Here is a 23,774-nt window from a genome sequence, read left to right on the forward strand (position 1 = left end):
GGACAAAGTTATAACTTGTCTACTCTAGAACATTTCATTTTTGATTTAAAGGAGAAGTAGACATCGCCATGAGGCTTTTTACACGAGTAGGAAGTAATGGTGGTCGAGAGTTAGGCAACTGCCAATCAAATAAACAAGCTGCTGCTGTTGCACATGTGCTTCCTTGGCACGCCCCCATTCCACAGCGTGTATGTAATTTTGCATCAATCCAACTACTACGCTTGGCAACTTTATCAAAAGTTAGATCTTCACATCGACAAAAAATAGTTTCTGGGCGTGCAAGCGTTTTTAACTCAGCACGTAACTTAAAGCTTTTCTCAAGGAGATGTGCAAATAAACGATACCGTTGTCTTTGAGCAAATAATTGTCTCGCTTTTTCATTTTGACCTATAGCTGCATAACCTGCAATGCTACCTTCAACCATCGCCAGCTCACTTCCGCCAAAACCTGTACACTCACCTGCTGCCCACACCTGTGGCTGTGATGTACGTTGATAGTCATCGACCGTAATCGCATTGTCCTTAATTTGACAACCCATTAACTGCCCTAATTGAGTATTCGGGACTAAACCAAATCCGCACGCGAGTCGACCACACTCAATTTCAATGATTCCCTTCGGCGTTTGTAGCCTTACTCGTTCAAGACGCTCCTGACCAATCGCCTCAACCACATAACTGTCAGGTTGATATAAACGATGAGGTAAAGATAACGCTTGTATTACTTTCGAAGGCCAACGCCAAAGTTGCAGTGCAAATTTACGAACGGAAGATGAAGCCGCCTGTTCGGCAACATAGAGAACTTGAGCCTCTGCTTTTTTTGCTGTATCCGCACTTGCTAAGAGTAATGGTCCAGAGCCCGCAATCACAATGCGTTCATTTTTTACAGGTGTGCCTGCTTTAATTAAGGCTTGCAAACCACCTGCCCCTGTTACGCCAGGTAAAGTCCAACCGGGAAAAGGCAAAAACAGTTCTCTTGCTCCCGTACACAATATAAGCTGGCGATAAGATAAGTTTAGGCTGTCGTGAGGTCGCTCAACGAGTAACTGGCCTGCAAAAGGTGCGGCGACAATTTTCGCACCAAACATAAATTCAATATTAGGATGAGCTTTGATTTGTTGATATTTCTGCTGCGCCATTTCAGGTACAGGAAAAATCGGTCCAGCCCGCCAGATTTGACCACCCGCCTGTGGATTATTATCCAATATTAAAATTCGCCCGCCACTTTCGGCGGCTGCAATAGCAGCTGACAACCCTGCAGGCCCAGCACCGACAACCACCACATCGTATTGTTTTTCCATTATTGTGTTTCCACTTTCATGTCTTGCTGGCACAGCGTCTGACAAGCAAGCACTCTGAGTCCATTAATATTGACACGGCATTCCTGACAAACTCCCATTCCACAAAATGGAGTACGTTTTTCACCACAAACTGACAAACGGCTGTAAGACTTCGCTTGTGCTAAAGCAGCAGCAACACTCGTACCTTCAATCACAGAAACCGGTTGGCCGTTAATAAAAAGCTGAATCATCTATGCAGCTCCTATAAAACGATGAGGTAAAAAAGGTTCTGGATCTATATCAAAAGTTAATCCACATATGTGTGAGGCAATCAGTTTTGCTGTACCGGTTGCTGTGGTTACACCTAAACCTTCATGCCCTACCGCTAAATAAACCGATTGAAATGCAGGATGTCGTCCAATTACCGGAATACCATCGGGTGTGGCTGCGCGAAAGCCAGTCCATGCCCGAATAACATTAAGATCAGCCAAAGCTGGAAAATAATCGACAGCCTCTTTAAGCACCCGAGTAAAGACTTCTGGCTCTACAGTCGGATCAACCGTATTGAACTGACGAGATGACCCAATAAAAAGCTGGCCTGTCGGTCTAGGCTGAATATTACAAGCCACCGAAATTCCACTTGTCGCTTGAGTGCTGGCCGCATACGCCAAAGCCACCAATGTATGCTTTACATTTAATTCAGGGTAACGGTCAGTAATCGCCAAATGACCTTTTTTAGGTTCAATCGGTAACTCTGGAAAAAAATCTGTCGCATGAATACCGTTAGCCAAAACGATATGCGCAGCTTCTAGCCATGTGCCATCACTTAACTGAACCCGATTTTCTTCAATATGAATAACTTTAGCTTGTTGAACCTGAACCTTGTAGGGAAATTTTTTTAATAACCATTCAGCAGCACAAGGCGCATATAAAATTCCATCATCAAAAACTTCTAAACCACCATAAAGACCCTGCTTTAAGTGAGGTTCAAGCTGATGAACTTCATCTGCGTTTCGAAGTTGGCAACAGACGCCTTGCGCAGTGAGACGTTGATATTTTTCCTCAGCAATCTGCATTTCTTCTGGGCTACTTGCCAGCCATAAAGTTGGCGTTTGGCGATAGGCACAGTCTTCCGAAAGTTCGTGTCCTAATTCATGCCATAGCTGAACTGACCAATGACTAAGTTTTAATTCGGCTTCCAAGTCATCCATAATGACCAAATGCCCCATGCCCGCGGCTGTTGCACCACCGATCCGAGCATCCAAAACTTGCACATTTAACCCTTGCCGAGCCAATTCATAAGCACATGCAGCACCTACAATGCCTGCCCCAATGACGATGGCATCGGTTCTCATAGCTGAATACCCCAAGCAAATGGGTCATTTTCATCCATAAATAAAGTTGCTTCGGCACTCATGTAAGCTTCACCACGAATGGTTGGAATCACATATTCCCCTGCTTGTTCATACGAGGCAATAAACTGGCTACCGATAATGCTGGCTTGTTTCCATAACTTTCCTGGCTCAAGTTTGCCATCTGCGGCCAAGCAAGCAATTTTCGCACTCGTTCCGGTTCCACACGGTGAACGGTCATAGGCCTTGCCTGGACAAAGCACGAAATTTTTACTGTCTGCTTCGGCGTCACTCGCAAATAATTCGATATGGTCAATTTCTTGCCCATCTTTACCGGTTATTCCTTGTGCCGTAAGCGCTTGTCTAACCGTCCACGCATATTCGGTAAGTTGATCTAAATTATCACTTGCAACACGTTGACCATGATCATTAATCAAGAAGAACCAATTACCGCCCCATGCAATATCACCAGTAACTTTTCCATATTTTTCAACATCAACTTCGACTGCTTTTTTATAACGATATGCCGGTACATTTCGCACACTCACTGAATGGTCTTCATGCAATGTCGCTTCAACATCACCTACTGGAGTTTCAATTAAATGCGTGCCCACTTGTATTTTTCCCAAGTGTGCTAACGAAGCTACTAAACCAATCGTGCCATGACCACACATGCCTAGGTAGCCCGTGTTATTAAAGAAAATAACGCCCGCGCTCGCTTTGGGATTCACTGGCTTACACAATAATGCGCCAACCAACACATCATTACCGCGCGGCTCTAGCATGGTTGCTCTACGGAAATGGTCATATTGTTCTGATAATATTTTTCGGCGGCTTTCCATATCTCCTGTGCCTAAATCAGGAAAACCTTCAAGTACTAATCGTGTTGGTTCGCCACCAGTATGAGAGTCTAAAATTTTTACTGTTTTCATAGAAGTATCCTTACATTTTCCTTTAGGATGACTGATCTGAAAACAGCAAGCTTGATCGTTTTCTTATAAATCTATGACGAAATCAGCATAGTGAAAACTTACTCCAGCTAAAATAAAGACAAAAAAATTAGGCCATTGGCCTAATTGAAATGATAAAGAATGCAGCGCTTATTTTTTCACATTTTTATGGTGAGGTAAGTGCTCATAAAGTGATTGGCAAACACCATTAATATGCTCTTCAATTAACTTAACCGCCAAATCAACATCCTTGGCTTTACAGGCTTTCACAATTTCTTTGTGCTCATCATTTGCACGTGATTTGCCTTCGGAAACATTCATCTGCAATCTTAAATAGCGCTCAATTTTATCGTAAATAGAACGAATTAATCCGAGCATATAAGGCCGTTGTGCTGGTTCATACAGGCAGGCATGTAACTGCCAATTTAGTGTGGTCCAGCTTCCAATATCCATGTTGTCGATAAAGGCATTACAAATTTCATCTGCCTTTTTATAAGTTTCTTCTGTCATATTCGGCACGGCGAGCTGAATCAGCTTCGTTTCTAACATAACCCGTACTTCAAAAATCTGAGCTAATTCTTCTTCAGAAATACGGGTCACAATTGCACCGCGATTTTTTATAAACTCTACTAAGCCTTCGGCTTCAAGTTGCTTTAAGGCTTCACGTACCGGAATTTTGCTGACATTAAATAGCTTGGCAATTTCATCCTGACGGATCGGCTCACCTTCAGCAATATGCCCTGCAATAATTGCTTCTCTAATATATTTGACAATAACTTCAGATACCGAAGGCATTGCACCAAGATTTGATACATTAAAAGATGGTAGCGTCACGAATATTCTCTTAACCTCAAAATATGACACAAACAAAAGGATGATAATTTTAGTCATCCACCATAATGAAATTATTGCTTTGAAAGCATCATTTTCGGTACGGCTTATCCTTCATATAAAGCTTTTAAAAACTATTTTTATATCACTATAAACCAATAATTTTTAAAATCATTCATATACAAAGTATACTTTATACCATTTAATTCACAAAACTATTATTAGACTATGCCGAAATCGTCATTATTTTATTGTATTTAACCAAGCAAATCGTCATAAATACCAGCATACTACCCTGTTCTCTTGACGGGAAACTGTCAAAAATTCTTATCCATTGAGCTGATTATTCCTTACAAGGTAAAAATTATTATCTTGTAGAAATCTTGCTGCATAAAACTTTCAGAGTTTGAGTCACTTCATATGAGTACGCCAACAGAAGCAAAATTTTCCCTGACTTATTATACGGGTTTCTTATCTGTACTATTTGCTGCTTTTCTATGGGGTACGGCAGGCACAGCAGCATCTTTTGCAAAGGGCATCAGTCCACTTGTGATTGCTACCATTTCTGTGGGCTTCGGTGGTTTAATTCATACATTTTTAAGTTTAAAAGCCATTAAAAAAGATTACCGAAAGCTTTTTGACTATAAAACCAAAGTTTTGATTGCCGTCATTGTTTCTATTCTTTGCCCGTTTGCTTTTTATTCCTCGGTCTCATTAGCTGGTGTTTCTATTGGTACTGTTATTTCAATTGGCTGCGCCCCTTTGTTTTCAGTCATGCTTGAGTGGTTATTAGATAAACGTAAGCTTTCTTTAAAATGGCTTATCAGTTTTATTCTTGGTTTTTTAGGAGTCGTTTTACTCTCATATGCAGGCGAACATAGTCATCAACATCAAGGCGTCCAATCCGAACGGCTATTAGGTGTATTTTTTGGCTTACTCTCAAGTCTGAGTTATGCAACATATTCATGGATTATGAAAAATTTAATCCATAAAGGCATCGACTCAAGAGCTGCCATGGGCGTGATCTTTGGGATTTCAGCAGTTCTGTTATTACCTACTTTATTAGTTACAGCAACTCACCTATTTAATTATCCAAATAATATTTGGGTAGCCCTTTATATCCCAATCGTACCTATGTTCTTAGGCTATTTATTTTTTAGCTTTGGTTTAAAACGTATTCCAGCCAGTCAAGCCATGACGTTAGCTTTGGTCGAAATTCCTGTGGCAGCTTTATTGGCAGTTGTTGTAGTAGGCGAAAGTTTAACAATGAATAGTTATTTAGGTTTAGTTTTAATATTCCTCTGCGTTATTGTTCTCATTAAAAAATAAATAATAGAAGTAAAAAAGAGGCTAAATTGTTAGCCTCTTTTTTATAGATATTTGCTTAGATTTCAGCTGACCAGTTACGGTACCAAGTACGGAATAATTCATACTGAGTTTCAACGTATTTACGTTGTGATTCACTCAATGCATCCGTCTCGTTAAAATGTAAGGTATATTCTTTATCGCCATTAAGTACCATTAAGTACTTGTAATAAAGGACTAAATCAGTACCTTCATCAAAAGACGATAAAACTTCTAAAGCGCTTGATAATTCTTGTGCCAAACGACGAGCTTTCGCATCCCCTGCTGCAGCTTTCTTACTAAGGTCAACCAACTGTAAAACTTCTTTAGGCAAAGCATTACCAATACCCGTAATTGCTCCCGTTGCATTGCAGTTAACGAAACCATGGAAAACTTGAGTATCTACACCAGCCATTAATGTCACAGAGTCATCTTGGGAAGTGATGAACTCAGCTGCATAACGCATATCAGCAGCACCACCAAACTCTTTAAAACCAATTAAGTTTGGAAATTCACGGCGTAATTCAAAAAACAAATCTGCACGAGTCGCAAATCCATAATACGGGCTATTGTAAATTACCGCAGGTAAGCTAGGAGCAGCTTTTAGAATCGCAGAAAAGTGTGCCTTTTGTGCAGTTGGCGATGCACCACGTGATAATACACGTGGAATTACCATAAGCCCTTGTGCACCTACTTTTTCTGCATGAGCTGCATGAGAAACGGCTTCTTTTGAATTAACTGCCCCAGTACCCACAATTGTCGGAATACCAGCAGCTACAAGTCGTGCTACACCTTCTTGACGTTGAGCTTCGGTCAATAAAGGCCAATCGCCCATTGAACCACAATACACTACCGCACTCATTCCCGCTTCAATAAGCTCATGCCCTTTTTTCACAAGCGCATCAAAATCTGGCTCACGGTTAGGAGTACATGGAGTCATTAGCGCCGGGATACATCCTGTGAAGATATTACTCATAATTATTCCTCAGTAATATAGTTAAAACTATTGGTAGTTGTACTTTTGAGTTAATCCATCTCAAAAGTTATGGAATGGGTATCAATAGCTGTCCAATCATTCTTCATATATCGTATACGATATACATAAAAAAGAATAGTCTTTGTTCTAAAATTCTTTTCATCTAAAAAAACGTATAAAAAACAAAGATAAAAACTGTAGAACTGATAAATAGGATATGTTTTGAAAGCTTTTTTCTGATTTATTAATAATAAAGATTCAAAAATTAAACGGGTCTGAAGAAAATTATTTACTTTCAAAAATGGTTAAAAAAGATACAGGAAACATTAGCCATTAGTCGCACATCCCTATTTTTACTCATTTTTACTGGTAAAGTGCTCTACATGGTTTGATACAACCTACTTAACTCAGATGCATAATTCACCTGTTACCTGCATCTGAAGTTTTTCTGCCTCTAGTCCGCTAGGGGCTTTTTTTATGATTACTTAAAATATGTTCTATTCAATGGGTGGGAATAATAAAAAGAAAAAAGCCTACTCAAGAAGCAGGCTTTTTAATCATTTATTTTGAATCATTGGCTTTTTTAACTTTAGCATCGTAATGACGATAGCAATAACCAAAAACTGCTCCAGCACTAAAGAAAAACATTGCTTGCATCATAGCTCGTTCCTACACATGATTTAAAAGGAACTTAAAACTTAGCACCTATGTTTGTTTTTCTTTGAATGAGGTTTAACAGGTTTTTGTGCATTATGAAAAATTATGTGATTAAGCTTAACAATTTATTTGGCTGTCTAAAAAGAAAGCCTGTCTTTTGACAGGCCTTCTTGTTCGAACTTAAGTTAATTCTTTAATTAAAGAATTAACCACATGTTGCTTGAGTAATTTTTTTAGAAGTTGGATCAATTGTGACAGTTACTCGATTTGAACGATAATCCATTGTCATCGGTTGACCTGGAGCAACTTTACGAACAATTTCTGACTTCGTTTTTTGCTTAATTTGATCATCGGTTAAACCAGATTGCCCAACTAATTTTTGAGCTTCTTCTGAAACACAGTTCGCCTGATTATCACGGAATAATTTCCACTCTTCGACGACTTGTCCATTTGGCAAATGGCAATAACCTACCTGACCATTTGCTTCATTTCTAATTTCTAATTTCCCGCCTTGTTCAACGCAATATTGACTAGCAGGATTTGGTGAACCAATTTTTGGAGGAGTTGAATCTTTATGTTGTACTGATGAGCAAGCCGTTAACGAAACAAGCGCTAAACCAAGAAAGATAATTTTTTTCATAAATTTTGCTTCTTACTAAAAGAAATAAAGATATCAAAAAATATTATGCTTTATATGACTTGTTTACAATAAAAAACCTTCATAGAGAGCAACTTACAAAATAATTCTCTATTGCAAATGTTAAATTATGATGCGTTATATCTAACAATAAAATTTATCTTCTATGGTCTTTCTAAAATACGTGGCCCGGCACCTTCTTGCCCCAACACATCATTTGGATTTCTTAATGGACATTGTTCTAATGACAAACAACCACATCCAATACACCAATCCATTTCGTCTCTGAGTCTTGTGAGTTTTTGAATACGCTCATCCAAATTCTTCCGCCAATCGAGAGATAGCTCTTTCCATTGTTGTGCAGTTAATTTAGAACCCATCGGATATTTACTTAGGGCTTGTTTTATTTCATCTAATGGAATACCAACTTTTTGAGCAATTTTAATGATCGCAATGTAACGTAACACCACTAGAGTAAAACGGCGTTGGTTACCATTGGTTCTTATACTTTTAATTAAACCTTTAGATTCGTAAAAATGAAGGGTTGAAACTGCAACACCGCTACGTTTTGCAACCTCACCAACCGTTAACAAACGACTTTGATTCCTTTCACTCATTTTTATTAATCTCAAGCTTAGTTGAGGTCTTATAAAAGGTTGCTAAAATTTTGTCAAATTGCAATCTAACTTTAACCTTTCAGCAATTTAAGCTATTTATAAAAATTAAAAACTATAATTTGCAAAATTGAATAAAAAATCATCAAAATTATTTAAATTCACTATTCATTTTAGATTCAATAAAAATATTATGGCCTGTTTTCACAACCACATATCCAGAACATATTATAAACAAATGGCATAGGTGCACCTAAAGGATAGACTTTAGCCTCCTCTATTTTATATGTCTTTTTTCTTGATTCGATATGTAAAATACTATCGCAACGTGCAATTACAGTTCCTTTTTTATATAGTTTTTTTCTTTCATTTTTTGCATCGAATTTATATACCAAAAAGTAAACTTTTTCCCCTACCTCTATCCTTGAATGATTAACCATAATGTAACCATTACAATACTTACATTGCCAATCGTCCATATCTTAAAATATCACATACTCAAATGAGAAAAATAGAATAACTGTTTTAGTATAAATTTATTAAAAATATAAATCTAAAAAAATATTTAAATTTAAAAAATAATACTTATTTGAGACGTTCATCACACAATTTTTCTAGCTAAAACTAAGTAGATAAATATATAAAAGACAAATAGTTACACAAATATAAAATTATTCCTATTTTCTATAGAGTGTACTTTTTTGACAATAGAAAGTTAAAATTATTTTTAATAATATTACACAAATATAATATATTATTTATTATATGTAATAAAATTAAAAAATACTTTATTATTCAGCACAAATAATAAAGATTAGATATTTTCATCATTAATTGAAAAAAATTCATTTTTATAAGCAGTTAAAAAATCTAAAATATATAAAAATATAACTTATTTTTTAATTATGGCTATTCAACGTCAAAAACTCGAACTCCCATCTGGACATAATAAATTATTACTCCATTCTTGCTGTGCTCCCTGCTCTGGAGAAGTAATGGAGTCATTAATTGAGTCTAATATAAACTTTTCTATATTCTTTTATAATCCTAATATTCATCCGGTAAAAGAATATCTGATTCGTAAAGAAGAAAATATCCGCTTCGCAGAAAAACATAATATTCCCTTTATTGATGCAGATTATGACACCGATAATTGGTTTGCCCGTGCTAAAGGTATGGAAAATGAACCTGAACGCGGTATCCGCTGTACCATGTGTTTTGATATGCGCTTCGAGCGTACCGCTTTGTATGCATATGAACATGGGTTTAGTCTAATCAGCAGCTCTTTAGGGATTTCAAGATGGAAAAATATGACGCAAATCAATGACTGCGGGATTCGCGCTGCTTCACACTATCCCGATATTCAGTACTGGGACTACAACTGGCGAAAAAATGGTGGCTCTAGCCGCATGATTGAGATTAGTAAACGTGAAGAATTCTACCAGCAAGAATACTGTGGCTGTGTGTATTCCCTACGTGATACGAATCGCTGGCGTATAAGTAATGGTCGAGATCGCATTAAAATAGGTATTAAGTTTTATAGTAATGCAATGGAAAATGATTAAAAAAAACTTATAGCGATTCAAAAATAAATATTTAATTATATTTATTTACTTCTAGATTTTTCTAACCACAAATAAAAAGAGCCACATCTGGAGAATGTGGCTAAAAGGTGTACTTAGACGAGCTTTGTTTTATTAGAATAATAAAGCTAGCTTAAAATAAGATTAATAAAAAAATTTTTATTTTAGAAAGTTATAAAAATAAGCAATTTCTTTTCTCATCAAATTTATTGTGTTAGTTTTTAATACTTTAATGTTTCTATAAAACATTCATATCCAATATATAATTTCATCAATTAGTCAGAATGAAGTGTAATTATGATTCAAAATGAAACGATCGAAGTCTCGCCAGTTCAACAACAAGACTATACTCAATGGTTAGAATATTGGGTTGCCTATCAAAATTTCTATCAGGTCAATTTACCCCTCCATATCACAAAAAAGACTTGGGATCGTTTTTTCGATGAAAAAGAATCTATTTATTGTGCAGTTGCCAAATATAAAGAACGTATCTTAGGTTTTGTCACTTATATGTTTCATCGGTCTACTTGGGCAGAAAATAACTACTGTTATTTAGAAGATCTGTATGTATCACCTGAAGTTCGTGGGCGACACATTGGTAAACAACTTATTGAGTATGTACAGAAGCAAGCCACCGAACATAGCTGTGAACGTTTATATTGGCATACTCAAGAAAGCAATCAAACAGCCCAAAAGCTCTATGATTGGATTGCACAAAAGCCCGGCGTTATTCAATACCGTATGTCTTTGAACTAAGCGAAGTTAAACACCAAAAATTTTCACTCTTTTGGTGTTTTAGCTTTAATCATTTTTGACTACCCAAATAGATTGGTACTTAAAGCTTGCTGCGAATGAGTTTGACTACCTTATCATTCACAGTTGAGCATTGATTAAATGCTGCAAAACGCTTGAGTTCCTGATCTAATTCAAAAAAGAAATGCTCTTTATCTTTTACCGTTTTTTCTAAATGTAGACTAATCACTTCTAGTTCTTTTACTGTCCGGTGTGCTTTACAGTCGATTCGTCCTACTAACTCATTTTGATAAAGAATAGGCAAACAAAAATATCCAAATACCCGTTTGGCCGCTGGTACATAGCATTCGATCCGATAATCAAATTCAAATAAAGAAGTTAAACGGTCACGATGAATAAGAGAGTTATCAAAAGGCGAAAGTATTTTTAGACCAAAATCAGTATCCAATTGTTGCTCTATTGCAGTTACATCCACATATAGAGTTTGCCCATCTGCAAGTTTAATCGCTGATACGACACCTGCATCAATCTGCTCTTTCAGCACGACACGCATGGTTTCTTTTAAATCATTTTTCTTTAAATGAACCAATTGTTTCCACGTAAATGCACCATGAGCTCGAAGCGTATTATTAAATAAATACTGAGCATATTCGTAAAGCGTAGGCAAACTTAAATCAATATTTTCAGGTAGGCAGCGTTCAGTCAAATCGTAAACTTTTTCCATACCATTACGTTCACAGATCATCAGGTCACCTTGCATATATAACTGCTCAAAAGCACGGCGGCCTGGACCGGTATTCCACCAATTCCCTAAACTCTCTTTATTTTTCTTATCAATATCCCTTAACCGAATTTTACCTTCGGCACGAACACGTGCCAGAATTTCATTCATAAGGTGTTGATCGCCTCTATTAAAATAGCGACTTTCCCCTTTTCTGACAGACATCATTGCCGGTAATGCATATCGATAATCTTTCATAGGAAGATAAGATGCCGCATGATACCAATATTCGAAAATCTGCCGTTCACGAACCAAACTGTTTAAATGGCTTAAATCATAATCTGGCACTCGACTCCACAATATATGGTGATGAGCACGTTCAACGACAGATATGGTATCAATCTGTACATAACCTAAATGCTCAATCGCCTGTAAAGTTCCGTGCATACCGGCTGCGAATGGACTATTTTTTCCTAAGCCCTGTTTTAATAAAGCTATTTTTTTCAAAGAAGATGTCATAAAAATCAAATATTGTTGTGTTCATTTAAAAACTGAAAGTTTCAATATTATCCTATCACTTTTCTTTAACCATCTTCCCTTCAAAATAGTATTTCTTTAGGACCGTAATATTCTTTAATCACCTAAACTTTTATTAGTGAATTTTGTTATAACTTCTTGGAGCTAACCTTACCACTAACACAATAACCAATATCACACTACATAAATGAAAAATCCAACCTGCCTTATAAGTCCCTGTAAAGTCATGCAAAGCTGCTACAAACCAAGGCGGTATTGCAGCAAGTAAAAAACCGCCTCCTTGCATAAGTGCAGATAAAGCACCCGCATTGTTCGGCTCTTCAAAATGGTCTAATGCCACAATAAGTGTTAAGGCAAAACAACCTCCCAAGCCTATTCCTAAACAAATTGCCCATAACACAGATGCAAATTCAGGTATAAAAGCAAGTCCTGCAAAGCCAGCAAATTGCATGAATAGAGTAAACCACAACCACGGACGTCGATCTTTATATTTCCTAGCTAAAATAGGCAAAGACAGAGCCGAGGCTGCTTGACTCAAGGCAAGTAAGGCAAGCAATTTCCCACTTTGAGAAACACTCCAGCCATGATCTTGAAACGAAGGTGCCAACCACGCAACCACCGAAGAATAGCCACCATTGACCAAACCAAAACACAGCATTAACAACCATGTTCTAGGTTTCTTTAATAATGTTTTTACAGGTGACAGATGGGCAGTCGAACTTACAATGGAGGGTAAAAAAATAAATGTTGATACTAATGCTAATACAGCGGGTATAGTAAAGAAAGCCAGCCCCAGTGACCATAGACCCGTTATATTGGAAATCACAGGTGCCAACCATGCGCCTAGTGCGCCACCCCCCATAAGCATAGCTGAATAAAGCCCCATCATAGGCCCGATATGTTGACTAAACTCTCGTTTAATAATTCCTGGAAAAGCAGCCTGTATCAGCGCGACGCCTAAACCAATAATTATTGCACTAGCAATTACGCCCTCAGCTGTAGGAAATAAAAATCTAAGTGCGCATCCAATACATATAGTCAGCAAAGCACCCAAAACAACTCTGCGTTCTCCAACCATGCTCTGTACGATTGGACCAATAAAGGCAATAAGTCCCATCAACATCATGGGCAATAAAGTGAGTAAAGCTATTCCTTGTAGACTTAATCCAGTACCTGCTCGAATCTTTGAGACTAAAGGACCAATACTGGTCATAAAAGGTCTTAAATTGAGTCCAACCAGAGCGACTGTCAAAATAAGCATGGGACGAGCCAAGAAAGCTCCAGACTGCTTCATTACTTTAGGCCCGATTGCTTAGCTTGATAATTTTTCCAAAACACATAAAGGTCGGTACGGTCTTCAAATCGAATGGGCACATATTCAATTTTCATAGACTGTTCAGCAAATGGTTTTACAAGATCGGCATATATTTCAGCTGTAGATAAACCAAATGGTGCGCCATCTTCATTAGAATAAGCATAGTTAACTGTTTTTATACCCGCTAAACGCATTGCAGCCATACACATAGGACATGGATGCCCGCTTGCAAATACCGAACAGCCTTCTAAATTCGCGTTTCCTAGAACTTGGCTGGCTGCACGAATTGCCAATAGTTCAGCATGTGCAGTCGGATCATTAGTTGTCAAAATTTGATTAACACCTGAAGCAATTACTTTGCCATCTTTTACAATTACTGCGCCAAATGGTCGGCCACCTTTTTCTATATTGTTATAAGCAAGCTCAATGGCTTGACGTAAAAATTCCTGATTTGCTTTCATTTATTCCTCCTCAATCTATTTTGCACCTGCTACAAGAAGGAGTTTTTCAATTTCGCGATATCCTCTTGTACGTGCATGTTGTAATGGTGTGATCCCATCTTTATCTGCCAAATTCGGATTGGCACCAGCTTTTAGCAAAAGCGCCACAATTTGCTGATAGTTGGATTTGCCATTACCTAAAATGATTGCTTCTAGTAAAGCTGTCCAACCTAAATTATTGACATGATTTACGTTTACACCTGCGGCAATTAAAGTACGGACAGTTTCTACATGGCCCCGTTCTGCTGCTGGAATAAGCGCGGTTCCCCCATAACGGTTAGTACTCTTTAAATCGGCACCATGCATGAGTGTCATTCGTAAAATTTTTAAATAACCTTGTGCGCCTGCATACAAATAAGGACTATCTTGTATATTATCTTTCGCATTTACATCTGCGCCGGCCTCAATCAACATATGAGCAGCATGTATATTGTTTGCTCTTGTTGCCACCATTAATGCTGTTGAACCTGTTTCATCACGTGCATCAATTAAGGTCTTTTGAGACAAAATATGTTTTATTAACTGAATATCGTCATTTGCAGCTGCCATGTGTAAAGGGTATTCATCTTTTGCATTTACCGCATTTGTAAAACCCAAAGCGCCCATCGCAATGATCAGATTGATCCATATGAGGGACTTACGCATGAAACACTCCAAATAAAAATGAATTGCATAACAATTTGGCACTAGAATAAGCGCGCTTAAAAGTATTTGGAAATTAAATTATTTAATCGATTGTATTAAGATTATAAATACTTAAGCATCTTGTTCTCTGCGTTATTGATGGTATTCATTTATGTTTGACCCTCGTCTTCTTCGTGCATTTGTAACCATTTTTGAAAGTGGTAGTTTTACAGCCGCCGCTGATAAGTTGCATCTGACACAATCAACTATTAGTCAGCAGTTAGCACGCCTCGAAGAATCGGTTGGTCACTCCCTTATTGATCGCACAGCAAGACCATTACAATTAACAGCTTCAGGTGAATATTTAATTGGTTATGCTCAAAGAATTTTGATGCTTCAACAAGAGGCTGAGGCGGTCTTAAAAGATCCAGCTGGCAGCATCCCTATTCGAATTGGATTGCCAGAAGATATGATGAGTACTGCTATGGCAGAAGTTTTCGGTCTATTCGCTCAAGAACATCGTACTATTCGGTTAGATGTCACTTCAGGCTTAAGCCGCAACCTGACAGAGCGCTATCGTAATGGTGAACTAGATATTGTTATTGTGAAACAATCAGCAGCCAGCGCCGATTGTTATGCCTCTTTTCCTGAAGAAATGGCATGGTTTGAAAGTGAAAATGCGATTACGCCTTTGTCTGAACCAATTCGTTTAGTGACCTTTCCTCAAGGTGGACTTTACCGAGATGAAATGTTTGAGACATTAGAGCGTGAACGACGACGTTGGTATATTGCTTTTACAGGAAGTAGTTTAGAAAGTGTTCTAGTAAGTGTCGAAACAGGTTTGGGAATATCTTTACTACCAGTTAGTACCACAAAAGGCCGTCGTGTACGTAGATATAAATCTTTAGGTGAAGCTTCACCTATGGTTGTTTCAATTTATACATGGGAAAAAGCTGGGTTGATTTCCCAGCTTGTCGATCACATGACTACCGTTTTACATGATCGCTTCCAATCAGGCTCCTAGGTTTAACTGATGTCATTTAAGCTTTCGGCAATCAGCTTTTCCGCCATTTCTTGAGTTTTCTTCAAGCCTGGCATTCTATATTCTGTATGGCCATAATCTTGTATAGATTTCCAGCGACCACCCCAGGTAAGCCCGACGGACTCGGCAACTTGCCCATATAGGCGGTAACCTTGCATAGCCCATGGGTCGCGTTCAGAAATAACAACTTTACCGTTTCGCTTAAAGGCCACATCTGCCGCTAAACCAAATTGATGATAACTTTGATACCCTTTTGCTCTGGTTGTATTCGGATTGCCTGCCAACATATTTTGACGTGCTGGACTACGATAACCTTCAAGCAAAACAAGTTCATAACCATATTGTTCTTTCATAATTTTAAAGACCATAAGCAAACGCTGCTTATAGCGTGGGTTCATTTTATCCCACTTACGGTTGACTAAACTCGTATCTAAAATCGCACGGCCATCAAAACTTGTATTATCAATTGGTGAAGAATTTATAACACCACTTTCTTGAGAAGCATATTGCTGCTCTAACTGAGTTGCTTCGACAATTGCAGCTTCAATCAGGCTTTCATCTACTTCAGGTGGAGGCGATAATATTTCTCCATTTAATAATGCATAAATTTGCGGATCAGTTTTTTTAAGATACTCGGCTTCAATTCGTGTTGAACTGATTGGGCGAGTAAAAGCAAAAATTAAAATACTGGCAAATAAAAAAAATCCTGCAATTACAATCCACCATTGCTGTAAATGCCAATGTGATTGTAGTTTTTCAGGAGCCGCAGCCTGATTCATTGTTTGAGCAAATTGTCTAACTTGATTTAGCTGCCGACGCCCCTGAGGTAATAAAGATAGAACAAATGTTCTACCCTTATTTCTTAACTCATAAGACATCAAAAATGCTAACCCTATAGCAAGGCAAGCAAAACAAAAGAAAATTAGAAAAATCATCATGACTTAACTAATTCACAGCAAATGGACTTCGTGTAATTTTAATATCAACCGAAGCTTTAGGTGGTTCCACATCAGCCTCTTGTTCAACCGGAGCTTTATTTACCTCAGCGGGTTTGGCTTGAACCACTTTCGTCTGGGTAGCCGGTTTTTGCTGAACTATCTGTAGTTTTGGCTGTACAGGTTTAGCTACAACAGCCTGTTGCTTAGGTACAACCTGTTCACCTGTTAACTGTGCATCAAAAGGTGAAACACGTTGTGGGTTAGGTGCGGCCTCTTTATGAGGAGCAGGCTTAAAAATGTTACTTAACTCATTCTCTTTAGGTTGCTCAAAACCATCATGGCTCATCGGATCAGTTTGCTCTTGCTGATCACTTACTGCTTGGTCATGTGCAGAAGAATTAGTCATCAAGACTTGGTCAAGCTCCTGATCTTGATTCGATTTGCTCTCAACACTTGTAGGGTCGGATGAATACGGTTGAGACAAGAACAGGAACAGCGAGATACTTACAAAAACACCTGCAATAATACCAATGATGATATAGATTACGGGTGATCTCGACTTTTTTTTATTCGATTGCAAAACTCGAATAGAAGTTGGTTTTTCCTGAGCCATTTCTTTCCATCATCAAGGTAAGTAAATTGTAATATGTGCCTGCTCTTGTGGGGCAGAAATCACATTTTGATAATTAGATAATGCTTTATCATTTTGATTGTTAAGCATAAATCTTAAACCTGCAAAGGTAAGTAATGCAAAAATCAATAAGAAAATCAAAATCCAGAAAAAAGGTAACTCACGATGGATAATATTTCGTATCTGATCAGGAATTGCCGAGAATGGCGAAAAAGCCACTTTTTTCCCTTTCAGATAATCAATTTCATCGCCTACTCGTGCCACCAAATGGTTAAGGCTTTCAATTGACTCAATTCGGTATTTACCCTGAAAACCTAATAATAAGCAGTAATGGAAGACTTCAAGAGCAGCTAATCGCTCTTTTCCACGACTACGTAATTGCTCTAAAATTTCGAAGAATTGATAACCCGCTAACTGAGAACCAAACAGACTTAACTGTAATGGGCTAATTAACCAAGAATTTTGTAAATTAAAATAGCTTGGGTCTTGCTGGGTTACGATCGTTTCATCAATCAGTGCACAAAACGCATATTTAGCATCATGAATATCATCAGCTGAAAATTGTAACTTTTTCGCTTGTTGCTCAAATCGATTAAGCAAATCTAGAATTTTTTCACGAAAGCGCTGTGGATCAGCTGGCACATACTGATTTCGAATTAAAAAGATTAAGTAAAAACCATCATGCAATAAATCAATCAGATTAATTGCCTGTAATTTTACTTGGGACTGGCTATTATTATTCCCCCCTGTCCCAATTTGCCCATCGTCAAATAAAGAAGGAGCACCTGTAGATTGTGACATTTTTCTCTCCTTTATCTTTAAGCGTTCATGACCGCAATCAGCTCAATACTGATATCTTGGAATCCAGCCGGAACATAAATACAAATCGTTTCTGAATCCAACATACGTTGATAGAGTTCATGATGCGGTTCGATTTCAAAATAGCTCACACCCGAACGTACTGGAATAGCAGTTGGAACTTGGATTAAGTGATGTAATGGAATTGCTGGTAATGCTGCAACAACACGTTGTTCAACATCTAAAGTACTACCGATTTTAAAACGTAGAGGAACGATTTGAATCAACTCATGGGTCTGCATCGCGCTACTTGATACAGCAATATAAAGTCTGGTATCTCGAGTAATCTTATCGGTTTCGAGACTTCCTACCCAATATGAAGGGCGAATTTCTTTAAGGGCAATACTGATGTAACGACTCGAAATAATCGTATCGAGTAAATCACGTAAAATTGTGTCGAGTTGGGTGAAGCTCTCTTGCAAATTATGATGTTTATATGCAGGTAACTGATCAACTTCATAAGCTGTCGAGAAGGTTAATAACGAACCTGCTAAACGTAGCAATTCAAAGAATAATCGTTCCGGATGAATTTGCGGATATTGCAAGAAATGGCTCAGACCAGCATGAGCAGTATTTAAAGCATTTACCAACCAAAACGAAACGATATCACCTGAACGGAATTCAATTAATTTCTGCTCATTTTCTCGATTATTGGTTTGAATCGTTTTAATTTTTGCCTTAATAACATTCAAGGTTCTTTTTAAATTTGAAACCAAGGTCTCAGATGCATCGACATGCAAAATGGGCGGAATAAATTTGCGGTCAATTTCAAAAGCACCTGAACTCTGACGTTTAATTTTGCCTATTGGCAAATACAGGAAACCATCTAAATTATGATCAGGATTATTATGTGCATCTAACAATTTAAACACAGCTCGACGACGTAATAAGCTGATATCAGCTTCTGTCGCGTTTGTGAACAGATCGTGGGTTTCAACCAAATGCGATTGATAGCGCCCTTTTTGTGATTGATTTTGATCGATTAAGTTTTGTTTATTGGCTTGTAATAATGGTAATGCCAAATAGATGACCATTTCACCACGTAAATTAAGCTCATCAAGCAAAATAGGTTCAGGTAATAAGTCATAAGCAGGCGCTTGATATATTTCACCGTCTTGCCAAATCATTTCTACCGATTCAAGTGCAAGAATATGCGTACTTAACTGTGCTTCATCAAAACTAAGTTTTTGAACACCATAGGAAAATGGAACAACAGCACGAACCGTATGATTTAAACGTTGTTCATGATAGGTATCTTGAATCTGGAAATGTTGAGGTCTTAAAAATAAACCTTCGCCCCACAGGACTTTTTCAGCTTTAAACATATCTCTTTACCAATCTTTATTCATATTCATTTTTAGGTTGAACACCTAACATTTCCTGAACCATTTGTAATGGATGCTCATCTTTAATCACTTGTGCTAACCATTCATGCAACGGCATTTGGCTCCATTTAATGGTCTTTTGGAGCATATAGCTCACAGGACTATGGGGCTCATTTGCTTGAAAATAATCAGCTATTTCTTGCAGCACTTTCATTGCTTGCTCGCGATTGGCCAAGTGAGTTTGTGCTTGTGGCTGAAACATAGGCTGGTCTGATACGATTTGTACAGGCACTTGATTTTCCATAGACGGTGTCGTGATGACAGCGGCCTGTTCTTGGCTCGGCGCAAGCCCAGTACCAAAAGCCTCTGCTTTGTAAATTTTACGTAAAGTGCTGTGTATTGTTTCAAATGCAGAATCAATTGCAGCAAAACTCGGTGAATCTAATCCCATTAAATGGTCGAGTGTCTGTTTTAAAACATTCCACTCCGTTAAAACCGAAGTAAACTCTTGATAATTTGAGTATTGAAAGGTTTTAGATGTATTAAAGATCGCTTGATCAAATTGTTCTAATTCAGATGGACCTGACTGACTCTCGTACTCTTCTGTTTGCTTACGGCGTATATTTTCGTGATATAGAAAATTATCATAATCAAGCAAGTTATAATAAGGAGCTGTGTTAGTTAAAGGTACTTTCTTCAACAGCATTGGCAACTGATTAATAAGACCTTGTAATAAACCAATACGCTGATCCAAATCATCATCTTCAATAATCGGATGAATATCCTGCCAATATTGGTTCAGCATGGTATGAGTTAAAGTGATTCCCTTTACCATGCCTTCAAAACCATTTAGATGAGTCCAGGCTTCTATTACCCAAGTTAATAGACGGATATCTTTGGTTTTTTCAATGAGCAAAGTGCTTACACTCTTCGCAACAAAGTCCCAATCTGCCTGCTTCCGTTCAGCAACCCAATCCCCCTGATCTAATAATAGATCATCCTGTGTTCTGGCTTTCTTTATCTCGTGAAATTCATTAGAAAATGAATAATCCTCACCACAAAGCAAGCTGTCATTAATGGGTTTAAGTAGTTCAGAAATATCAATACTCATCTAATTTTGGCTCTATTAAATTTTTAAACTTCTGATTTCAACTTTTTACTAGTCCGTTTTTTAGCAGGCTTCGCCACAGGATCTAGTAAATATTGGATCTCGTCATCTTTCGCATCAATCATGATCAATTTCGGCAATTTTTGATCTGCTAACGCCACTAAAATTTCAGTTGCCAAAGCAGGTAAAACTGTAGAATTTAAGATGTTATCAACATTACGGGCACCACTATCCACTTCAGTACAACGGCTGAGTAGCAACTCGACCAAGTCATCTGAATATTGAACTTCCGTTCCATATTGTTTTTCAATTCGAGCAGTAATTTTGCCCAATTTATGTTTAATAATTCGAACCAATAAATCATCATGCAATGGGAAATATGGCACAACTCTCATACGCCCTAAAAAGGCTGGCTTAAACTGTTTATATAAACTCGGCTTTAAATGTTCGATTAAATCTTCTGCGGTAGGCCATTCTTCTACAGGCTGATTTAAACATGCCTGCATAATTGCACTCGAGCCCGTATTTGAAGTTAATAAGATTGTCGTGTTTTTAAAATCAATAACGCGCCCTTCACCATCCTCTAAAGTACCTTTATCAAATACTTGATAGAACAACTCCTGAACATCGCTATGTGCTTTTTCAATTTCGTCGAGTAACACAACACTATAAGGATTACGGCGTACAGCTTCAGTTAAAACCCCACCCTGACCATAGCCAACATAGCCTGGAGGTGCACCTTTAAGCGAAGAGACAGTATGTGCTTCTTGATACTCAGACATATTAATCGTGATTAAATGCTGTTCACCGCCATATAACTCATTAGCTAAGGCTAAAGCAGTTTCAGTTTTACCAACCCCACTAGGCCCGACTAAAAGGAACACCCCTTGAGGTTTATTTGGATCTTCTAATTTAGCTTTTGAAGTTTTAATCCCTTGAACTAATTGTGTAAGTGCATAATCTTGCCCCATTACACGCTCACCTAATTTATCTTCAAGCGTTAAAATCTGCTTAATTTCATCATTGACCATTTTCCCAACAGGAATACCTGTCCAATCAGAAATAATTTCATTGATGATCTGAGAGTTTACTCGCTCAAAAACTAACGGCTGTTGTCCCTGAATATCAGCAAGGTCTTTGCGTATTAAATTAATCTGATCGTAGGCTTCAGACTCATTAGAATGGCTCTGCGCTTCTAATTCCTGAATTTTACGAACTAGCTCTAATTCTTTTTGCCATTGTTCCTGAGTCTCTTGGATCTCACTTTGTAATGACTCTAGTTGGTTTTTCAGATTTTCTAATCTTTCATGATGTATTGGAATTTGACGGTGTTCATTTTCCAAAATTTGTTGCTCAAGCTTTAAGTTATGTTCTTGTGCTTTCAATTGATCAAGTTTGACTGGTTGTGCATTTTGGGTCAAAGCTACACGCGCTGCTGCAGTATCAAGAACACTTACTGCTTTGTCTGGGAGTTGACGACCACTAATATAGCGGTGAGAGGCATGTACAGCCGTTACAATTGCTTCATCATCAATTTGTAAATTAAAGTGATTTTGCATTACGGGAATCATTGCACGTAACATATCTACAGCAACTTCTTCGGTCGGTTCTTCAACCTTTACCACCTGAAAACGGCGGCTTAATGCAGCATCTTTCTCAAAATACTGTTTATATTCTGCCCATGTTGTTGCAGCAATAGTACGTAACTCGCCACGAGCAAGTGCAGGTTTTAAAAGATTGGCAGCATCGTTTTGCCCCGCTTGGCCACCTGCTCCAATAAGCGTATGCGCTTCATCAATAAATAAAATAATAGGATGAGCCGATGATTGGACTTCTTGAATAACTTGCTTTAAACGGTTTTCAAATTCACCTTTAACACTTGCCCCAGCTTGCAAAAGCCCCATATCTAAAACGTGCAAATGAACATTTTTTAATGCTTCAGGAACTAAACCTTGAGCAATTTTTAAAGCCAACCCTTCAACTACAGCTGTTTTACCTACACCTGGCTCACCAGTTAAAATTGGGTTGTTCTGACGTCTACGCATTAAAATATCGAGCATCAAACGAATTTCATATTCACGCCCAATAACAGGGTCAATCCCACCATTCTTCGCTTTTTCAGTTAAATTAATTGTATATTGATCTAAAGCAGGTGTTTTTTGAGTTTTTGCAGTTGGAGTCGCGGCTTGTTCTAATTCATCTGCTTGTGAAGATGTTTTTGATTCTTCTTGTTGTTCTACACTTTTTTCACAAATTTCAAGAAACTTATGTTTCATTGAGTCTATCGGGAAAAGATCAAATAAACTCGAAGCTCTCGTTGCAATTTGATAGAGGTCTGGTGCAGTTAATAATGCAACCAGTAAATGACCACTACGAATGACAGGATTTTGTTCTGCTGAAGCCAATAACCAAGCTTGTTCAAATAAACGAACAATTGATTTAGCAAAAATTGGAGTACGTGTATTACCTTTTGGTAATTGAGAAATTGTTTCTTTTAAATCATCTGCTAAAGCATCGGCTGAGATTTTATATTTTTTTAATAAAATTTTTAAATCGTTTTCTAAAGGCTGATTAAGTAACTCTAAAAATAAATGTTCAATTTCAATTTCGTAGTTTTGCTGAAGAACACAAGCATTAGCAGATTTTTCTAAAGCACTGCGTGCAGCTGTAGAAAGTTTTGTAATTAAAATTTTTAAACTACTCATCATTACTCTCAATATTTTTAAATAATTTAATACTTAAAATCATAATGCCCGTATATTACCAAAATTTAGCTTTATCCGACAAATAACCCAGCATTACAATCATTAATATGATTTATTAGATTTCTTATATCTGAATAAAAAATCTAATACCATTTAAGATCATTTAATTAGTACACATATCTTTTTAACTTAACCATTTAAGAAAAAAGATATACCCTCTGCTACCCTTGATTAACCAAACTTTGTTTCGGTAATAATTTACAGCCACACGATAATGAATCATTTACTCTTGCTGCTGCTTTTCCCATCACTTGCATATTTGGGTCACCGGAAACAATCGTAGAAACCGTTTTATGCGCCGGACAAGTTGCTTTATCACCTACACATGCAATTGCGATTCCCTCAATTAAAAATGCACTATTACCAGAAATGACTTGCCCTCCACCTGTCGTTGGGCATCCAATCGTAATGTAAGGGCTAGCCATATTCTTCTCCTT

The 23,774-nt window shown here is 37.6% G+C and carries 24 protein-coding genes; 4 read left to right on the forward strand and 20 right to left on the reverse strand.

Translation table 11 applies throughout. From position 1 onward, the window contains the following. Nucleotides 1-34 precede the first annotated feature (34 nt). The 5 genes from R5R67_RS09075 to R5R67_RS09095 form a co-directional block, all read right to left on the reverse strand. A complete protein-coding gene (locus tag R5R67_RS09075; protein WP_000415220.1) occupies nt 35-1,297 on the reverse strand; it encodes an FAD-dependent oxidoreductase in 1,263 nt (420 codons plus the stop codon). Beyond that, nucleotides 1,297-1,527, reverse strand: a complete 231-nt coding sequence (locus R5R67_RS09080; RefSeq protein WP_000615327.1) for a (2Fe-2S)-binding protein — start codon at nt 1,525-1,527, stop codon at nt 1,297-1,299. The genes R5R67_RS09075 and R5R67_RS09080 overlap by 1 nt, the downstream gene beginning before the upstream one ends. Beyond that, complete coding sequence (locus tag R5R67_RS09085; protein ID WP_001258336.1) at nt 1,528-2,631, reverse strand: NAD(P)/FAD-dependent oxidoreductase; 1,104 nt, start codon at nt 2,629-2,631, stop codon at nt 1,528-1,530. Continuing rightward, a complete protein-coding gene (locus tag R5R67_RS09090; RefSeq protein ID WP_000859580.1) occupies nt 2,628-3,560 on the reverse strand; it encodes a 4-hydroxyproline epimerase in 933 nt (310 codons plus the stop codon). The genes R5R67_RS09085 and R5R67_RS09090 overlap by 4 nt, the downstream gene beginning before the upstream one ends. Before the next feature lie 168 nt (nt 3,561-3,728). Next, nucleotides 3,729-4,412: a GntR family transcriptional regulator gene (locus R5R67_RS09095; protein ID WP_000174668.1), complete on the reverse strand. Its 684-nt coding sequence runs from the start codon at nt 4,410-4,412 to the stop codon at nt 3,729-3,731. A 417-nt stretch (nt 4,413-4,829) separates the two neighbouring features. Here R5R67_RS09095 and R5R67_RS09100 point away from each other — a divergent pair, with 417 nt between their 5' ends. Beyond that, on the forward strand, nt 4,830-5,738 hold the full coding sequence (locus R5R67_RS09100; protein WP_002061535.1) for a DMT family transporter: 909 nt from the start codon (nt 4,830-4,832) through the stop codon (nt 5,736-5,738). A gap of 55 nt (nt 5,739-5,793) precedes the next feature. Here the strand turns inward: R5R67_RS09100 and R5R67_RS09105 are convergent, their stop codons facing one another. From R5R67_RS09105 to R5R67_RS09120, 4 genes are all read right to left on the reverse strand, one after another. Then, nucleotides 5,794-6,729, reverse strand: coding sequence for a dihydrodipicolinate synthase family protein (locus R5R67_RS09105; protein ID WP_000065199.1), 936 nt, complete (start codon nt 6,727-6,729; stop codon nt 5,794-5,796). Nucleotides 6,730-7,591: 862 nt separating this feature from the next. Further along, nucleotides 7,592-8,026 carry an I78 family peptidase inhibitor gene (locus R5R67_RS09110; RefSeq protein WP_000720063.1) on the reverse strand — a complete coding sequence of 145 codons (435 nt, stop codon included), beginning with the start codon at nt 8,024-8,026 and terminating at the stop codon, nt 7,592-7,594. Nucleotides 8,027-8,187: 161 nt separating this feature from the next. Continuing rightward, complete coding sequence (soxR, locus tag R5R67_RS09115; protein ID WP_000004112.1) at nt 8,188-8,640, reverse strand: redox-sensitive transcriptional activator SoxR; 453 nt, start codon at nt 8,638-8,640, stop codon at nt 8,188-8,190. 188 nt (nt 8,641-8,828) lie between these two features. Further along, a complete protein-coding gene (locus R5R67_RS09120; protein WP_000342965.1) occupies nt 8,829-9,116 on the reverse strand; it encodes a hypothetical protein in 288 nt (95 codons plus the stop codon). 426 nt (nt 9,117-9,542) lie between these two features. Between R5R67_RS09120 and R5R67_RS09125 the strand changes: the two genes are divergently transcribed. Further along, complete coding sequence (locus tag R5R67_RS09125) at nt 9,543-10,202, forward strand: epoxyqueuosine reductase QueH (protein WP_318754808.1); 660 nt, start codon at nt 9,543-9,545, stop codon at nt 10,200-10,202. Nucleotides 10,203-10,517: 315 nt separating this feature from the next. Continuing rightward, nucleotides 10,518-10,976 carry a GNAT family N-acetyltransferase gene (locus R5R67_RS09130; protein WP_000615568.1) on the forward strand — a complete coding sequence of 153 codons (459 nt, stop codon included), beginning with the start codon at nt 10,518-10,520 and terminating at the stop codon, nt 10,974-10,976. Nucleotides 10,977-11,055: 79 nt separating this feature from the next. On the opposite strand, the gene R5R67_RS09135 is transcribed toward R5R67_RS09130, so the two are convergent. From R5R67_RS09135 to R5R67_RS09150, 4 genes are all read right to left on the reverse strand, one after another. Beyond that, nucleotides 11,056-12,213: a winged helix-turn-helix domain-containing protein gene (locus R5R67_RS09135; protein WP_000204292.1), complete on the reverse strand. Its 1,158-nt coding sequence runs from the start codon at nt 12,211-12,213 to the stop codon at nt 11,056-11,058. Between the two features lie 133 nt (nt 12,214-12,346). Further along, a complete protein-coding gene (locus tag R5R67_RS09140; protein ID WP_000813817.1) occupies nt 12,347-13,525 on the reverse strand; it encodes a cyanate transporter in 1,179 nt (392 codons plus the stop codon). Further along, nucleotides 13,525-14,007 carry a nucleoside deaminase gene (locus tag R5R67_RS09145; RefSeq protein ID WP_000646724.1) on the reverse strand — a complete coding sequence of 161 codons (483 nt, stop codon included), beginning with the start codon at nt 14,005-14,007 and terminating at the stop codon, nt 13,525-13,527. Before R5R67_RS09145 ends, R5R67_RS09140 begins: the two co-directional genes overlap by 1 nt. Before the next feature lie 15 nt (nt 14,008-14,022). Beyond that, nucleotides 14,023-14,691, reverse strand: coding sequence for an ankyrin repeat domain-containing protein (locus tag R5R67_RS09150; RefSeq protein WP_001232203.1), 669 nt, complete (start codon nt 14,689-14,691; stop codon nt 14,023-14,025). A 151-nt stretch (nt 14,692-14,842) separates the two neighbouring features. On the opposite strand from R5R67_RS09150, the gene R5R67_RS09155 reads away from it, so the two are divergent. Then, entirely contained in the window at nt 14,843-15,694 is an 852-nt protein-coding gene (locus R5R67_RS09155) for a LysR family transcriptional regulator (protein ID WP_318754809.1), read from the forward strand. A 2-nt stretch (nt 15,695-15,696) separates the two neighbouring features. Here the strand turns inward: R5R67_RS09155 and R5R67_RS09160 are convergent, their stop codons facing one another. From R5R67_RS09160 to R5R67_RS09190, 7 genes are all read right to left on the reverse strand, one after another. Next, complete coding sequence (locus tag R5R67_RS09160) at nt 15,697-16,650, reverse strand: M15 family metallopeptidase (RefSeq protein ID WP_000972583.1); 954 nt, start codon at nt 16,648-16,650, stop codon at nt 15,697-15,699. Nucleotides 16,651-16,657: 7 nt separating this feature from the next. Then, nucleotides 16,658-17,263 (reverse strand): hypothetical protein, encoded by a 606-nt coding sequence (locus R5R67_RS09165; RefSeq protein WP_000046448.1) that lies wholly within the window; start codon nt 17,261-17,263, stop codon nt 16,658-16,660. A gap of 12 nt (nt 17,264-17,275) precedes the next feature. Next, entirely contained in the window at nt 17,276-18,082 is an 807-nt protein-coding gene (icmH, locus tag R5R67_RS09170; RefSeq protein ID WP_000083629.1) for a type IVB secretion system protein IcmH/DotU, read from the reverse strand. 17 nt (nt 18,083-18,099) lie between these two features. Continuing rightward, nucleotides 18,100-19,464, reverse strand: coding sequence for a type VI secretion system baseplate subunit TssK (gene tssK, locus R5R67_RS09175; protein ID WP_000471439.1), 1,365 nt, complete (start codon nt 19,462-19,464; stop codon nt 18,100-18,102). A gap of 16 nt (nt 19,465-19,480) precedes the next feature. Beyond that, nucleotides 19,481-20,575: a type VI secretion system protein TssA gene (gene tssA / locus R5R67_RS09180; RefSeq protein WP_000020715.1), complete on the reverse strand. Its 1,095-nt coding sequence runs from the start codon at nt 20,573-20,575 to the stop codon at nt 19,481-19,483. 23 nt (nt 20,576-20,598) lie between these two features. Continuing rightward, nucleotides 20,599-23,280 carry a type VI secretion system ATPase TssH gene (tssH, locus tag R5R67_RS09185; RefSeq protein ID WP_002040926.1) on the reverse strand — a complete coding sequence of 894 codons (2,682 nt, stop codon included), beginning with the start codon at nt 23,278-23,280 and terminating at the stop codon, nt 20,599-20,601. Between the two features lie 218 nt (nt 23,281-23,498). Continuing rightward, entirely contained in the window at nt 23,499-23,762 is a 264-nt protein-coding gene (locus R5R67_RS09190; protein WP_000168112.1) for a PAAR domain-containing protein, read from the reverse strand. Between the last annotated feature and the right edge of the window lie 12 nt (nt 23,763-23,774).

The organism is Acinetobacter sp. OYA S30, assembly GCF_033599315.1.
Classification (GTDB): domain Bacteria; phylum Pseudomonadota; class Gammaproteobacteria; order Pseudomonadales; family Moraxellaceae; genus Acinetobacter; species Acinetobacter baumannii.